This window comes from Microbacterium sp. HSID17254 (assembly GCF_003989315.1).
GTDB lineage: Bacteria > Actinomycetota > Actinomycetes > Actinomycetales > Microbacteriaceae > Microbacterium.
Window position 1 is genome coordinate 24,695 of the sequence record NZ_RBLT01000012.1, and the last position, 14,736, is coordinate 39,430.

The following is a 14,736-nucleotide window of genomic DNA, read 5'->3' on the forward strand; positions in this document are numbered from 1 at the left end:
ATGATGAGCGCTCTCTCCTCCCTCCCCGCGGTCCCTGCGGCGTCGCGCCGCGAGCGCGTCGCAGAGATCCTCCGCGAGGCCATCACCACCGGCGACCTGGAGCCGGGTCAGAAGCTGACCGAGCTCGAACTGGCCGCCCAGCTGGGGACCAGCAGGGCGCCGGTGCGGGAAGCCCTGCGCCAGCTTGAGCAGGAAGGCCTCGTCGTCTCCTACCCGTACCGCGGCACCGAGGTGCTCGGCGTCTCCCAGGAGGAGATCGAGAACGTGCTCGTGCCCATCCGCATCGCGCTCGAGCGCTTCGCGTTCGAGAAGGCGATGGCCGTCGTCACCGATGAGGACGTCGCCGCCCTGACCGCGATCATCGACAGCATGGACGAGGCGGCATCCGCGGGCGACCTCGCCCGGCTCGCGGACGACGACATCCGCTTCCACGAGGCCATCGTGCTCCTCTCGGGGCAGCAGCACTGCCTGCAGATCTGGCGCACCATCCAGCCGCGGGTCCGCGCCTACTTCCGTCGCGACGCGAACTACTACGCCGACTCGCATGCCGTCGCGGACCAGCATCGCGAGCTGATCGGCGCGCTGCAGAGCGGCGACCGCGATCACGGCCTGGACGTCATCACGGAGCACATCCGCACCCACTTCTCCGCGGCCACCGCTCCGGAGGCCGACCGGTGAGCACGGTCGTCGTCACCGGTGCCGCCGCCGGGATCGGCCGCGGCATCGTGCTCCGCGCCGCCGCGCGGGGCCAGGACATCGCCCTCCTCGACATCGATGAGCGCGCGCTTGCGGACACTGCGGCGGCGGCGCTCGCCGCGGGGGCGTCGTCCGCCCTTCCGCTCCGCTGTGACGTGAGCGTCGAGAGCGAGGTCGACGCGGCCTTCACGACCGTCGCCGAGCGCCTGCCAGCGATCTCCGGGGTCGTTGCGAATGCGGGCATCGAGGTGAGCGAGACGCTGACGTCGGCGAGCGTCGAGTCGTGGGACCGCGTGATGGCGGTCAACCTCCGTGGGACCTTCCTCACGGCGCGGGCGGCCTTGCAGCGCTGGCGAGCCGTGGGCACGGGCGGATCACTGGTGTGCGTCTCGTCGCCGTCCGCCTTCGTGGGCTTCGCCGGGGGAGCGAACACCGCCTACGGGGCATCGAAGGGCGGCATCTCCGCGTTCGTGCGGGCCGCCGCGTTGGACGCCGCCCCGGACGGGGTGCGGGTCAACGCCGTCGTCCCGGGCGCCACCGACACCGACATCCTCTACTTCGGCCTGGAGGGGGAGGCGTTGGCCGCCCGCCGCACCGAGCTCGGGGAGGCGGCACGTCAGCAGATCCCGCTCGGCCGGATGGCGCGTCCGGAGGAGATCGCCGACGCCGTCCTGTGGCTTCTCGGCCCGGAGAGCGCGTACGTCACCGGCAGTCACCTCGTGTGCGATGGCGGCCTCCTCGCGAAGAGCGCGAACACCTTCTAGGAGCGAGCCGGTCGGGCCTTCGCGGATAGCCTGGTGCGCATGACGGATTCCGCAGAGGTGCCGACGTCTCGCCCGATGGACGCGTGGCTCGACGCCCTCAGTCGGCCCACCGGCTCGCCGGGAGGGGGCGCAGCATCCGGGGTGATGCTGGGCCTCGCTGCCGCGCTGATGGGCATGGTCGCCGGGTACACCCCGGACGACCCCGCGGTGGTCGAGGGCACGGGCCGGCTCGACGCGGTGCGCGCCGAGCTCCTGGAGGCCGTCGAAACGGACGGGATCGTGTCGGCCCGCTTCGGCGCGGCGCTCGGGCTGGCGTCGGACGATCCCGCGCGGGAGCAGCGGGTGCGGGAGGCGGCTGTCGAGGCGGCGCGGTCGGTGGCACAGCTCGGGCGCATCGGCATCAGCCTCGTCGCGGAGGCCCGTGCGCTCGCCGCGGACGGCAACCCACACCTCGCCGTTGACCTCGCCGTCGCCACGGAGGCTCTGGAAGCGGGGCTGGCGGGGGCGTCCCTGAACCTTCGGGCCAATCTGCGGCTCGCCCGCGTGCACGGGGCATCGGCCGCGATGCGGGCATGGCTCGACGAGGAGGTCGGACGACTGGCTGAGGCGCGGACCCAGGTCGAGGGGATCACGGCGGAGCTGTCCGCGCGCCTCGACTGACGTGGCGCACGAGCGGTCGCTGCATGCGCGTCGAGGAGATCCTCGATGCGTGGGATCTGCACCCGGATGGTCCGCTCCGGTCCCGCGAGGCCGGCGGTCGGCGGGTGGCTCTTGATAGCATCCCGCCCATGAGGACGCCGGACTCCGATGCCACCCGGCCCGAGCACGACCGCGCCGCGATCAAGGAGCGGGTGTACGCGACCTTCACGGGCCTCGCCATCGTGCTCGTGCAGAACTCCAACGTCGAGCACACCAGCGCCCTGCAGGCCACCGTGACGCTGCTCATCGGCATCGTCGCGATCGCGCTGGCGGGCTTCGCCGCCGATCTGGTCGCGCACCTCGCGGCGCACGGCAGCTTCCCCCGGGGAGCGGACCTGCGTGAGGTCCTGCGGCTCACCGGCACGGCGCTCGGCTCGGCGGCGGTGCCGCTGCTCGTCCTCCTCGCCGCCGTGCTGGGGTGGATCGAGCTGCGGACGGCTCTCACCGTCGCGTCGATCGTCTACGTCGCGATCCTCGGGCTCATCGGGTACGTCGCCGTCCGCCGGACCGGGCTGAGCTGGTGGCAGCAGCTCATCGCGCTGGGCATCCTCGTCGGGCTCGGCGGCGTCGTCGTGCTCGTGCAGCAGCTCGCGCACGGACACTGACGGACACACCCGTTGCGCGGACCGTGCGCATGGTTCATCCTGAACGTGCTGCACGGGCCGGCTTGGGGGGCCTCGACGGTCACGCTGCGGCCGACGGAGCGCCTGCCACTCACCTCCCTCCCCCGGCGGGCGCTCCGCTGTGAGAGCGATCTGCCGCCGCACCGACGCCGTTCGACTCACCCGGGTGATCATCAGCTCCGCCCCTGTGATCGTGCGGCCCTCAGGCTTATCGTCGGTGACCAACGGCGGGCTGTCGCAGTCGGAGAACCCGTCACTCGGATCATCGGCGAGATCGAGGGACACCATGCACACGGAGACCACGCGCGCACGCTCGCGGACAGCAGGGGCACTTCTGGCGACGGCCATCGCGGCGGCGATGGTGCTCTTCGGCGCGACGCCGGCGTCCGCGCTGTGGGATTCCCGACCCCGTGCTGCCCCGGGCGGGCTTCTTCACGCAGGTCACCATCACCGGCTCGCAGTACCCGACGAACGTGACGGGTGAGCTCACGACCCTGGCGCCGACTCCCGGCGCGTACCCGGCGACCGGCGCCTCGGTGGAGGCCGTGAGTCCGCAGCTCATCACCATCGCCGACCCCGTCTCCGGAGCGACCGCGTCGGCCTACTGCATCGACTTCAGCACGGAGACCGGCATCGGCGCCGGCTACAACATCGGGGAGTGGGACGCGTCGAACGTGCCCAACCTCGACTACATCAACTACATCCTCAACAACTACTTCCCCTTCAACACCGCGAACCCGCTCTCCGGTCTCCCGCTCTCGCAGCAGGTCGCCGCGGTGCAGAGCGCGATCTGGTACTTCAGCGACGGTTTCGTGCTGGCGACGGGGACCAACGCGACCATCCGGAATGCGACGGCCGCCGTCGTGCAGGCCGCCCTCGACAGCGGCGGCCTCCCGGAGCCGGCTCTGCCGACGCTCGCGATCGACCCCGACACCACCACGGTGCCGGAGGACGGATCGATCGTGGGACCCTTCACGGTCTCCGGCACCACCAGCGGCACGCTCGACGCGGCCGTGGGCGTGGAGGTCTTCCTGGACCAGGCGGGAACCCAGCCCGTTCCCGTCGGTACCGCGGTCGCTGCCGGCACGCAGCTCTGGGCGCGGTGGACCGGGCCGGCTGCGCCGGTGAACGGATTCCGGATCACGGCCCAGGCCTCGCTCACCCAGGGCACGGTCTATCTCTACGACACGGAGTCGTCGGACAGGCCCGCGGCGCAGAAGCTCGTCCTGGCGCAGACGACGACGCTCCCGCTCCGCACCGGCGTCCGCGCGACCCCGTATGCGTCCGGGGAGGTCAGCGTGCAGAAGATCATCGCCGGAGACGGCGCGGGGCTGCAGGACGCCATCACCATCGACCTCGCCTGCACTCCCGCCCCGGCTGAAGGCGTCGTCGTCTCCGCCACGATCCCTGCGGGGGCCACGAGCGCGGATCCCGTCGTCTTCACCGGCCTGCCGGACGGGGCGACGTGCACGGTCAGCGAGTCCGCGGACGGTGCCAACGACGCGGTCACCCTCGCCGCGCAGACCATCGAACCGGAGACGGTGACGGTCGACGCGGCTGCGACGGAGCCCGTCGTCGTGACAGTGACCAACACGTACGACCCCGTCGAGACGCCGAGCAACGGTGGCGGCGGCGGTGAGGGCGGCTCCGGCGGAAGCGCCGGCGAGGGCGAGGGACTCGCCGCCTCCGGGCCGACACTGATGACCGGTCCGCTGACGGTCGCCGGCCTCGGGCTCCTGCTCGCCGGTGCCCTCCTCCGGATCCGTCGTCGGGCGAACCTCCGCTGAGCAGGTGGGGGCGCGGCGTGGCCGCGCCCCCACCTGGGGATCAGGACCGCGGGGCTTCGTCTCGCCGCGGTTCCCCTCCGTCGTCCTCGTTCGCGATGCGGATGCGCCGACCCTCTTCGATGTCCTTCCGCTCCTTCTCCGCCCGCTTGTCGCTCTGGCGGGTGTCGCGCGCGGGAAGCTGGATGTCGCGTTCGGCGGCGATCCCGGCCTGGAGCTGGCGGCCGCGTTCCAGTTCGGCGTCGAACTCGGCGCCGAACAGGAGGGCGAGGTTCGCGATCCACAGCCAGAGCAGGAACACGATGACCCCCGCCATCGATCCGTAGGTGCGCTCGTAGTTGGAGAAGGTGGTGACGTAGAGCACGAAGCCGAGGGTGGCGACGGCCAGCACCACGATCGCCACGAGGGCCCCCATGCTGATCCACCGGAACTTCGGCTGCTTGGCATTCGGGGTCGCGTAGTAGAGCATCGCCACGAGGAAGACGACGACGAACAGCAGCAGGGGCCACTTGGCGATGTTCCACGCGAGCTGCACGCCCTCGCCCGCGCCGATCGCGTCGCCCAGTGCCGACACCACATCCCCGGAGAGCACGAGCACGATGGCGACGATGGTCAGGGAGACGACGGTGATGAGCGTGACGAGCAGCTGCATGGGGCGCAGCTTCCAGAACGGCCGCCCCTCCTCGATCTCGTAGATGCGGTTCATCACCCGGCTGAACGCTCCGACGTACCCCGACGCCGACCAGAGAGCGAGGAGTATTCCGAACACGAGCGCGATCCCGGCGCCTGGCGCCTGGGAGATCTGCTCGATGGGCCCGCGGAGGGCTTTCGCGGTCTCCGGCGGGGCCACGTCGCCGATGATGCCCAGCACCGCGTCGGCGGCGGCCCCGCCCTGGCCGAACACGCCGAGCAGCGAGAAGACGGCGATCATGGCGGGGAAGATCGAGAGCACCGCGTAATACGTGAGGGCCGCCGCGCCGTCCATGCACTGGTCGGCGGAGAACTCCCGGACGCTCTTGACGAGGACGTACTTCCACGACCGCTTCTGCAGATCGGTCGGGCTGTCCGGCTTCTCGTCGTGCTCGGGCGGTGGAGCGGACGCGGATCCGCTGCGTGCTGTGGCTGCCTTCGACATGGTTCCTCCTCGCGTCGGCGCGAGCGCTGCTCCCGCGATCCAGTCCTATGAGGAGAGGAGGTGTTCCGGCACGGGGGTTGCGCGAACGCGAGTCGAGGGGGATGCTGTGCCGGCGGAGGGTCATGCGGCCGGGTACGTGACCACCGCGTCCGCGCGGACGACGGCGCCGCCGCTGAGCTCCGCCCTATCGACGTGCCCCGGACCGAGGATATGGCGGACGACCTCGTCCCGCGCGAGGAGGTGGTCGGCGATGATCCGTCGATGGCATCGCCACCACACGCTCTCCGAGCACATGACCGTGACGCGCCGCGCGCGACCCTCGGCGCGGAGCTCATCGAGGGCGCGTCCGAAATCCGCGGACAGGGCGTGATCGGCGTAGTTGTGGAAGCTGCGGTTCTGCCACCACGCGTTGGTCTCGAAGGGCACGTCCCTGCTCACCGGGCGTCTACCCGTCAGCGCCTCTTCGCGACGGTAGGCGATCCCCGCGTCCTGCAAGGAAGAAGCCAGCGCGTCCTGGTCGAACTGCGGGTACCGCTTCGAGCCGGGGAGACGCCGCACGTCGACGACACTCTCCACGCGGCTCTCCTGCACGAGCCCGAGGAACTCGTCGATCGTGCGGGTGGAGTGCCCGATGGTGAAGAACGGCTCAGACATGAGGCGACCGTAGCCCACTCGTCCCCATCCACGGACGACCCTTGCCCTGCCGCGGTCCCCGCACCTACGGTGAGGTGACGGGTGGGGATCCGCACCCGGGGCGGGGGCCGTTCGATGAGAAAAGTCCGATTCGGAGTTCTGGGCGTGCTGCTGGCCGCGGTCGTCGGCATCGGTGGTGCTCTTCCCGCCGTCGCCGCCGAACCCACGGCTCGGCTCTCGCTCTTCAAGGCGATCGAGAACCTCGACACGGGGGCCAGCCTCGGAGACCGCACCCTGTGGACGATGCACGCGGTCAACGTGGCCACGGGGGAGACCTTCACCGGCGACGGCCTCAACGGCATGCAGTCGCGCCTCATCCCACCCGGCACCTACCGCATCTTCGAGACCGGCGGCGTGGCCGGGTACGCCTTCTTCTCCTGGAACTGCGACGGCGACGTGACGACGCAGCCGGAGCGTACGATCACCATCACCGCGAACCAGTCGATGACGTGCACGGTGCAGAACAACGCGATCCGGAGCAGCCTCACGCTCGTCAAGAACGTGCAGGGCGGGGGCGCGGCCCCGTCGGAGTGGACGCTGCGGGCCCAGGGACCGTCGACCATCGAGGGGGCGGGAGGCTCCGCTGCGGTGCAGAACCAGCCGGCGCGGATCGGCACCTACACGTTGAGCGAATCGGGCGGACCGGGGAGCTATGTGCCGGGGCCCTGGACCTGCGAGCGGCGGGATCTGACGACCGGCGCGGTCACCGCCGTTCCCGTGGCCGGTGATCAGTTCGAGATGACCCTCGGCGGCGCGGTGACCTGCCAGATCACGAACACCGGAGACCTGCCCCACCTGACCCTCGTCAAGGAGGTCGTCGACCCGGCGGCGACCGGATATCCGCTGGCCGCCCCGTCGGACTTCGTCCTGAGCGCGAGCGGACCCGAGCGGATCTCCGGTCCTTCCGGCTCGGACGCCGTCGACCACGCCTCCATCGACCCCGGCGCCTACACGCTCGCCGAGAGCGGTCCCGCCGGATACAGCGGCGGTGCGTGGACCTGCGTCGATGCCACGGGCGACGGCGGGATCGACGGGGCGCTCCTCTACGTGCGGGAGAGCTCCGACATCACCTGCCGCATCACCAACACCTTCGCGGGCGGTTGGCTCACCCTCGTCAAGAACGTGGTGGGCAGCGACCAGCCGCCGTCCGACTGGACCCTGACGGCCGCCGGACCGGAGACGGTGACCGGTGCCTCCGGATCCGCTGCGGTCACCCGCGTCCCGGTGCCGGTCGGCGACTACGCGCTCGCCGAGGCGGACGGACCCGCCGGATACGCGGCCGGGCCATGGTCGTGCACGGGCGGCGCCCTGGCGACCGACACCGTGACCGTCGGCGCCGGAGCGGACGTGACCTGCACGGTCACGAACACCCTCGAGGTCGGCCAACTCACGCTCGTGAAGAACGTCGTGAACGCCGGCGGCGGTCCCCTCACCGCGCAGGACTGGGAGCTCACCGCGACATCGGCCGACACCGTCATCAGCGGCGTCTCCGGCTCCGGCAAGGTGAGCTTCGCGGCGGTGGCTCCGGGGACCTTCACCCTGTCGGAGGCGAGCTCCGCTCCGGAGGCGGGCTCCTATGTGAGCGAGGGCTGGTCGTGCGTCGATGACGAGGGCACTCCCGTCGGCTCCGGCGACACCGTCGAGGTCGTGCCGCTGGAGAGTGTGATCTGCACCGTCACGAACCGGTGGACCCAGTCGACTCTGACGCTGCGCAAGCAGGTCGCCTCCGCCTTCGGCACGCCGGCGCTGCCCTCGGCGTGGTCCCTGACCGCAACCGACGGTGCCGCCACGGTGTCGGGACCCGCCAATTCCCCCGCCGTCACGCAGGCGGCCGTCGCCCCCGGCGCATGGACGCTGAGCGAGCAGGACGGCCCCACCGGCTACGATCCGCTTGGCTGGAACTGCTCGGGCGGGACGGTGACCGGCGACGTGGTCCAGGTGCCGCCGTCCGCAGACGTCGTGTGCATCCTCACCAATGCATCGATCACGCCGAGCCTGACTCTCGTCAAGCAGGTCGTGAACGGCGAGCGCGGACGCGCGGTGCCCGGCGACTTCGAGTTGAAAGCCCGTGGTCCGGGCAACGCGGCGCTCTCCGGCCCCAGCGGCTCGGAGTTCGTCACCGATATGCAGCTTCCGCCGGGGGAGTACATCTTCTCCGAGGACGGCCCGAGCGGCTATGAGGGTGAGTGGTCCTGCACCGGCACGACCTGGGACGGGACCACGGCGACGCTGGGATTCGGAGAGGACGCGATCTGCACCGCCACGAACACCTTCGTCGGCGGCACTCTGACGCTCCGGAAGACCGTCGTCGGGGATGGCCCGGGAGCCCCGGCCGGGCCCGCCGACGCCACGGACTGGACGCTGCGTGCAATCGGTGGCGGGGAGTTCCCGCGCCCGCGCATCGAGGGAGCGTCCGGCGAGACGGCGGTGACCCTGGCTCCGCTCGGGGCCGGTGCGTTGCGGCTCTCGGAGCGGGCGGTCGCGGGCGCGCCCACCGCGGACTACCGCAGCGACGGCTGGGAGTGCACGGGGGGCGTGCTGGAGGGCGACGTCGTCCAGGTGACGGCAGGGGTCGACACCGTGTGCACGGTGACGAACGTCTACGACCCCGGCTCCGGTCCCGACCCCGAGCCGGAACCCGAACCCGAACCCGAACCCGAGAATCCGGATCCGGGCACGGATGTCGACCCCGGGACGGCGACCGGGGCGGACGGCGGGGCGGCCTCCGACCTGGCCACGACGGGTCTCGCGCCGGGCGCGGCCGCGGCGGCAGGCGCCGGTGGTCTGCTCGTGCTCCTCGGTGCCGGACTCCTCGCGGCGCGGCGGCTTCGGCGCACGCGGCACGGGCATCCCGGATCGCGCTGATCCGACCCCTCCGCCCACGCACGGCGGGTCCGCCCTCGAGAGGACGGGCCCGCCGTGTCGAGGCTCAGCCGGCGGCCGGTGCGATCTCGTTCGGCGTGACCTCCAGTTCGGCGCTCGCGAGCACCTCGCCGGTGGTGAGGTCGACCGCGTGCACGCTGTCCGCGGCCGGCTCGGTCACGTACGCGATGTCGCCCGCGACGACGATGGCGGGGTGCGGGTCCTGCCACTCGGCGGGCCCTTCCCACGCCTCGATGACCGGGTAGGAGTCGGTGATCTCGCCGGTCTCCGGGTCGAGCACGTGGATGGCGCCGTCGGCGCCGAGGATGTAGGCCAGGTCGCCCGGGCCGCGCGCGACGTCCCGGAAGGTGTACTCGGCCCCCTCGGGCAGGGACACGACCTCGGACGTCATCGCCGCGGTGTCGATGAGCGTGACGGCGCTCAGCAGGTAGCCCTCGGCGTCGGGATCGTTCTTGTAGTCCCCGACGATGATAGGGCTCGTCTCGCTCACGTACGCGTTGCCCATGCGGCCGTACGGCTGGTCGGGTGCGGCGAGCTTGGTGATCTCGCCGTCCTTGTACACGAGCGCGCCGTCCTCGCACCCGAAGACGACCACCTCGTCGGCCGCGGTCCCTTCGCCGTGGACGCCGGGGCACTGGTCGGACGAGGCGATCTCCGTACCGTCCGCATCGCGCACGACGATGCCGCTGCGACCGTCCGCATCGCCCACCGTGGTGAGGAACGTGCCGTCCTCCAACAGCACCGAGACGCCGTGGTGCGCCTCGACGCCGTCGACGGTCTCCACCGCCGGGAGACCGCCGTCGCCGAGGTCGGCGGTGTCGAAGATCGTGGTGTCGCTCGTGCCGTCGGCGTAGAGGATGGTCTTGCCACCGTGGCGGACGACATGGCCGGGGGTGTCGGCCGCGAACACCGTGTCGGTCAGGACCGCCTGGTCGGCTGACCCGGCCCCGGTGTCGAGCACCTGGAAGCCTTCGCTCATCGTCACCATGACATGGCGACCGTCGCCGGCCGGGTTCAGGCGGGTGAACGGCTCGGAGACGAAGTCGGCGACGGTGTCGAGGGTCTCGCCGTCGAGGACGAGGATGCCGCCCTCATACGAGATGGCAACCCGGGGGCCGGCGTCCGGTTCCGGGGCGTCGCTCGCGGCGGAGCCGGCTCCAGCCGTGGTCGAGCAGGAGGCGAGCGTCACGGCGGCGCCGAGGGCGACGGCCCCGACCAGCGCCCGGCGCAGGGGGAGTGTCTTCATGCGGTGCTTCTTTCTTGTGAGGGATGGTCTCAGCGGGTGAGACCGGAGGTGATGCGCTCGGTGTTGACGCGCATCATGGTCAGGTAGTCCGGTGCGCCGCCGTCTTCGGCGGTGAGCGACTCGGTGAAGAGCTCGATCACTTCGATGTGGACGTCGGCCTCGTCGGCGAGCGCCTGGACGAGCCGGTCGGGGGAGGAGGACTCCGCGAAGACGGCGGGCACGCCCGTCTCCTCCACGGCACCCACGAGATCGGCGAGGTCGGAGGCCGAGGGGGCCGCGAGCGTGGTGCCGCCCGGGATGACGGCACCGACGACCTCGAAGTCGAAGCGGTCGGCGAGGTAGCCGAAGACGTGGTGGTTGGTCACGAGCGCCCGACGGTCGTCGGGGATCCGGGCGAACGCGCTCGTCATCTCGTCGTCGAGCGCCGTCAGCTCCTCGCGGTAGCCGGCGACGTCCGCCGCGAGGGCGTCGGCGTCGACCCCGTCGAGCGCGGCCAGGGCGGGCTGCAGGGCGTCGACGACGTCGATCATCCGCGCCGGATCGGTCCAGAAGTGGGAGTCCGGCATACCCGCGGCATCGCCGTCGCGGTAGTCCAGGACCTCGATCGCGTCGCCCGCGACGAAGGACGGCACGTCGGCCGCGACGGCCGCGTCGAGATGCTGCTGCAGACCCTCCTCGAGCCCGAGTCCGTTGGAGACGAGCAGGTCGGCGTCCCGCAGCGTGGCGGCCTCCTGCGCCGAGATCTCGAACGAGTGCGGGTCGGCGTTCGGGTTCATGAGGGTGACGACGCGGGCCTGATCGCCGATGAGCTCGCCGACCACATCGCCCAGGATGTTCGTCGAGACGACGACCACCGGCCGCGTATCGGCGGGAGGGGCGCAGGCGGTCAGAGCGGCGGCGGTGAGCGCGGCGAGAACCGCGGCGAGGGGTCGCAGGAGGCGCATGTCAGCGTCCCGTCTCGGCGACGAACGCCGGAGCGTCGGCGGTATCGAAGGTCCGCGCAACGCGGGCGTCGTCGGCGTAGTCGATCTCGAACAGCCGGTGTTCCGCCGGGCCGCTCAGATAGGCGCGGTGCTGATCGGCGATGAGGGCCGGAGCCTCGCCCGCCGCCAGCGATCCCGCCACGAGCGGGGTGGTCTCCGCCCGCACCGTCCCGTCGAGCGCGCTGAGCACGAGCACGCGTCCGTCCTGGGTCAGCGCCAGGAGGGTGTCGTCCTCATCGCCGACCGCGGTGACCTGCGCGAGGGGAGTGGGGGCGGTGGGCACCGTCCAGGCCTGCGCGCGGGTGTCGAGGACCCGGATGTCGGTCGGTCCGGCGAGGCCGGCGACCGTGGGGCGCCCTTCGCGGTTGTGGAACGCGGACACGGCTCCGGCCGGCGCTCCGTCCGGGTACGGGATGCGGTCCACGGTGAGCGCCCCGGCTTCGACACGGGCGAGCAGGGCACCGTCGGCGCAGCCGATGACCGCCCCGACCCTGGTCGTGATCGTGCCGGTCGGTGCGGCGCAGTCCTCCCGGAGGCCGGTGCGCTCGCCGTCCGCCGTGTAGCCGACGACGACTCCGCCCGCCTCCCCGTCGGCCTCGGTCACCAGTGCGAACGACCCGACCGGCACCACCAGCCCCTCGTGCGGGGAGCGCTCGATGCGGAACAGCTCACGGATCTCCCCCTTCGACAGGGCCTCCGTGTCGAGGAGGACAGCGTCTCCGGATCCGGAGAAGGAGATGCCGGTGCCGCCGGTGGTCGAGCTGTTCGTCGTCGCGACCGTCGCCGCGCCGTCGCCCTCCACCGTGCCGAGCAGGGCGGGATCGGCGCGGTAGTAGTGGAAGTGGTCGACGTGGTCCCACGTCCAGACGCCGCTGTCGACGACCTCGACGCCGTCGCCGGTGTCTGCGAAGAGGTACCGGCCGTCGGTCGTCATGCCCTCCGGGGCGGCCACCGTGCCGATGTCGGTGACGCTCTCGTCCAGGAGGTCGAGGTGGGTGACCCGACCCTGCGCGTCGATGGTCGTGAGTCCGAGCTGCGGTTCCGCGACCTCTTCCGCTCCGGCGATCGCGCCGTGGCCGTCTCCGGCGGAGGAGGAGGTGGCGGGGCTCTGCGCCGCGGGCCCGGCACAGGACGCGAGGGGGAGAGTCAGGGCGGCGACGGTGATGAGGGGAAGGAGGCGGGAATGCACGAAGAGCCTTTCGGGACGAGTCAGGAGGCGGCGACAGGGACGGGAGGGGCGATCGGCCGTCGGGTTCGCACGGCGACCCGCGCCGCCCAGGACAGACCGGCGAGGGCGATCGCGGCGGCGGCGACGGACGCTCCCGCGGCGGTGGCCGCATACCAGGACGCGAGGAGACCGGCGAGGACGGCAGCCGCGCCGAAGGCGCACGCGAGCGCCATCCGCGTGGGCAGGCGCGACGTCCACTGTCCGGCGGCGACCGCGGGGGCGAGGAGCAGACCGACGACGAGCAGCGAGCCCACCGCCTGGTACGACGCCACCACCGCGAGGGTCACCAGTCCGACCAGGGCCGCCTGGGCCCACCGGGGGCGCAGCCCGAGCACCGTCGCGATGCGGGCGTCGAGGGCGAGCGCGACGAACGGCCGATGGCAGAGGGCGGCGACTGTCACTCCCACGACCTCGGCCGCGGCGAGCAGGAGGAGATCGGCGCGGGTGATCGCGAGGATGTCGCCGAAGAGGATCGCCGTGGCATCCGTGGCGAAGCTCCCGGAGTGGGAGATGACGATCACCCCCAGAGCCAGCATCGCGACGAAGAGCAGTCCGATGCTCGTGTCGTAGGAGAGCCGGGCGCGTCGTTGCAGGGCCCCGATGCCGATGCTCATCGCGACCGCGCTGACCGCCCCGCCGACGAGCACGGGTGCCCCGAGCACCGTGGCCAGCGCGACGCCGGGCAGCATTCCGTGCGCCAGGGCCTCACCGAGGAAGGCCATCCCGCGGACGACGACCCAGGTGCCGACGACCCCGCAGAGGACCGCGACGAGAGCGCCGCCGATGAGTCCGCGCTGGAAGAACTCGAGCGTGAACGGGGTGAGCAGGGCGGCGAGCGAGGGGGTCACGGAACGCGAGCCTATTCGTAGTTGAGAATGATTATCAAATTCATAAACTGGAGACATGACGAGAACCCTCCGTGCTGCCGACGGCGCCCTGCGTCTCGACGGCGTCTCCGTTCGGCTCGGCGACCACGAGGCCCTGCGCGGCGTCACCCTGGAGGTGGAGGCGGGTGAGTTCGTCGTCGTCACCGGTCCGAACGGCGCGGGGAAGTCGACGCTCCTGGAGGTGGCCGCCGGGGTGCGCTCACCGACCAGGGGGTGGCGGAGTGCGACCGGTCCGATCGCCTTCGTGCCGCAGCGCGCCGCGGTGCCCCCGGGCCTTCCGCTCACCGCGCGAGACGTCGTGACGGTCGGGACGTGGCGTCGGCTCGGGGCCTTCCGCCAGCGGGATCGGCGGGCGCGTGCGGCGGTGGCGGCGGCGATGGAGCGCACCGCTGTGTCGGCTCTGCAGCGCCTGCCGTTCGCGACGCTGTCCGGCGGCCAGCAGCAGCGTGTGCTCCTGGCTCAAGGGCTCGCGGGGGAAGCAGGCGTCCTGCTCGTGGATGAGCCGACGACGGCCCTGGACGGCGCATCGGTCCGTCGCATCCGGACAGTGCTGCGCGAGGAGGCGGATCGCGGGGCGGTCGTCCTCTGCGTCACGCACGATGCGACCCTGATCGCCGATGCCGACCGCGAGGTCGCGCTCCGCGACGGCATGAGGCTCTCTGCATCGCGCTGAGGGGAGCAGCCGCTCAGCGGAGCGCGATCAGAGGCCGTGGCCCATGTCGAAGTCGGAGAGCGCGGGGACCTCGATGTCGCCGGGAGACGACGAGTCGCTCCGCGGCTTCGGGAACAGGCGGTGGGCCTGCAGTTCGTCGACCTCGGCGGAGAAGTCGGGATCGGGTTCCTCGGTGTGGTGGGGGCTGACGAGCACGTCGTTGCCGACGCCGACGAGGAGGTCGGCCCAGTCCTTCTCGCCCTCCAGGAGGATCGGGATCTCGACCGCTTCGGACTCGCCCTCCCTGGCGATGGCGGCGGCCAGGGCGAGCAGCGTCTCCGCGACGTCGTCAGAGGTGATGAGCTGCTGGCCGGCGTAGGAGACGAGTTTCATGAGGGCATCATCGCCTGCCCGCCGCCGTCGCGCACGGGGGTTGCGCTCACCGGCGAGAACGGTTAGATCG

The 14,736-nt window shown here is 71.8% G+C and carries 14 protein-coding genes; 7 read left to right on the top strand and 7 right to left on the bottom strand.

All coding sequences use genetic code 11. The features are described from left to right. Window positions 1-3 precede the first annotated feature (3 nt). The 5 genes from D8M34_RS09275 to D8M34_RS09295 all read left to right on the top strand — a co-directional run bounded on the left by D8M34_RS09275 (window position 4) and on the right by D8M34_RS09295 (window position 4,569). On the top strand, window positions 4-678 hold the full coding sequence (locus D8M34_RS09275; protein ID WP_126893831.1) for a GntR family transcriptional regulator: 675 nt from the start codon (window positions 4-6) through the stop codon (window positions 676-678). Further along, entirely contained in the window at window positions 675-1,460 is a 786-nt protein-coding gene (locus tag D8M34_RS09280) for an SDR family NAD(P)-dependent oxidoreductase (protein ID WP_085605736.1), read from the top strand. Before D8M34_RS09275 ends, D8M34_RS09280 begins: the two co-directional genes overlap by 4 nt. Before the next feature lie 39 nt (window positions 1,461-1,499). After that, complete coding sequence (locus D8M34_RS09285; RefSeq protein WP_085605738.1) at window positions 1,500-2,120, top strand: cyclodeaminase/cyclohydrolase family protein; 621 nt, start codon at window positions 1,500-1,502, stop codon at window positions 2,118-2,120. A 128-nt stretch (window positions 2,121-2,248) separates the two neighbouring features. Next, window positions 2,249-2,764 carry a hypothetical protein gene (locus D8M34_RS09290; RefSeq protein ID WP_126893832.1) on the top strand — a complete coding sequence of 172 codons (516 nt, stop codon included), beginning with the start codon at window positions 2,249-2,251 and terminating at the stop codon, window positions 2,762-2,764. 428 nt (window positions 2,765-3,192) lie between these two features. Then, window positions 3,193-4,569 carry a thioester domain-containing protein gene (locus tag D8M34_RS09295; protein ID WP_126893833.1) on the top strand — a complete coding sequence of 459 codons (1,377 nt, stop codon included), beginning with the start codon at window positions 3,193-3,195 and terminating at the stop codon, window positions 4,567-4,569. A 40-nt stretch (window positions 4,570-4,609) separates the two neighbouring features. Here D8M34_RS09295 and D8M34_RS09300 read toward each other — a convergent pair whose 3' ends face one another. Further along, complete coding sequence (locus D8M34_RS09300) at window positions 4,610-5,701, bottom strand: YihY/virulence factor BrkB family protein (RefSeq protein WP_126893834.1); 1,092 nt, start codon at window positions 5,699-5,701, stop codon at window positions 4,610-4,612. A gap of 120 nt (window positions 5,702-5,821) precedes the next feature. Continuing rightward, window positions 5,822-6,355 carry a DUF488 domain-containing protein gene (locus D8M34_RS09305; RefSeq protein ID WP_025102556.1) on the bottom strand — a complete coding sequence of 178 codons (534 nt, stop codon included), beginning with the start codon at window positions 6,353-6,355 and terminating at the stop codon, window positions 5,822-5,824. A 114-nt stretch (window positions 6,356-6,469) separates the two neighbouring features. Between D8M34_RS09305 and D8M34_RS09310 the strand changes: the two genes are divergently transcribed. Next, complete coding sequence (locus D8M34_RS09310) at window positions 6,470-9,259, top strand: hypothetical protein (RefSeq protein ID WP_126893836.1); 2,790 nt, start codon at window positions 6,470-6,472, stop codon at window positions 9,257-9,259. A gap of 64 nt (window positions 9,260-9,323) precedes the next feature. On the opposite strand, the gene aztD is transcribed toward D8M34_RS09310, so the two are convergent. From aztD to aztB, 4 genes are read right to left on the bottom strand one after another with little or no spacing between them, the layout of a single operon-like run. Next, window positions 9,324-10,523, bottom strand: a complete 1,200-nt coding sequence (gene aztD / locus D8M34_RS09315; protein WP_174235383.1) for a zinc metallochaperone AztD — start codon at window positions 10,521-10,523, stop codon at window positions 9,324-9,326. A gap of 29 nt (window positions 10,524-10,552) precedes the next feature. Beyond that, entirely contained in the window at window positions 10,553-11,467 is a 915-nt protein-coding gene (gene aztC / locus D8M34_RS09320; protein WP_126893837.1) for a zinc ABC transporter substrate-binding protein AztC, read from the bottom strand. 1 nt (window position 11,468) lies between these two features. Continuing rightward, entirely contained in the window at window positions 11,469-12,695 is a 1,227-nt protein-coding gene (locus D8M34_RS09325; protein WP_126893838.1) for an ABC transporter, read from the bottom strand. Between the two features lie 20 nt (window positions 12,696-12,715). After that, on the bottom strand, window positions 12,716-13,582 hold the full coding sequence (gene aztB / locus D8M34_RS09330; RefSeq protein WP_238695635.1) for a zinc ABC transporter permease AztB: 867 nt from the start codon (window positions 13,580-13,582) through the stop codon (window positions 12,716-12,718). 55 nt (window positions 13,583-13,637) lie between these two features. On the opposite strand from aztB, the gene D8M34_RS09335 reads away from it, so the two are divergent. Continuing rightward, complete coding sequence (locus D8M34_RS09335; RefSeq protein ID WP_126893841.1) at window positions 13,638-14,294, top strand: metal ABC transporter ATP-binding protein; 657 nt, start codon at window positions 13,638-13,640, stop codon at window positions 14,292-14,294. A gap of 27 nt (window positions 14,295-14,321) precedes the next feature. Here the strand turns inward: D8M34_RS09335 and D8M34_RS09340 are convergent, their stop codons facing one another. Continuing rightward, window positions 14,322-14,666 (bottom strand): hypothetical protein, encoded by a 345-nt coding sequence (locus D8M34_RS09340; protein WP_126893843.1) that lies wholly within the window; start codon window positions 14,664-14,666, stop codon window positions 14,322-14,324. Window positions 14,667-14,736 lie beyond the last annotated feature (70 nt).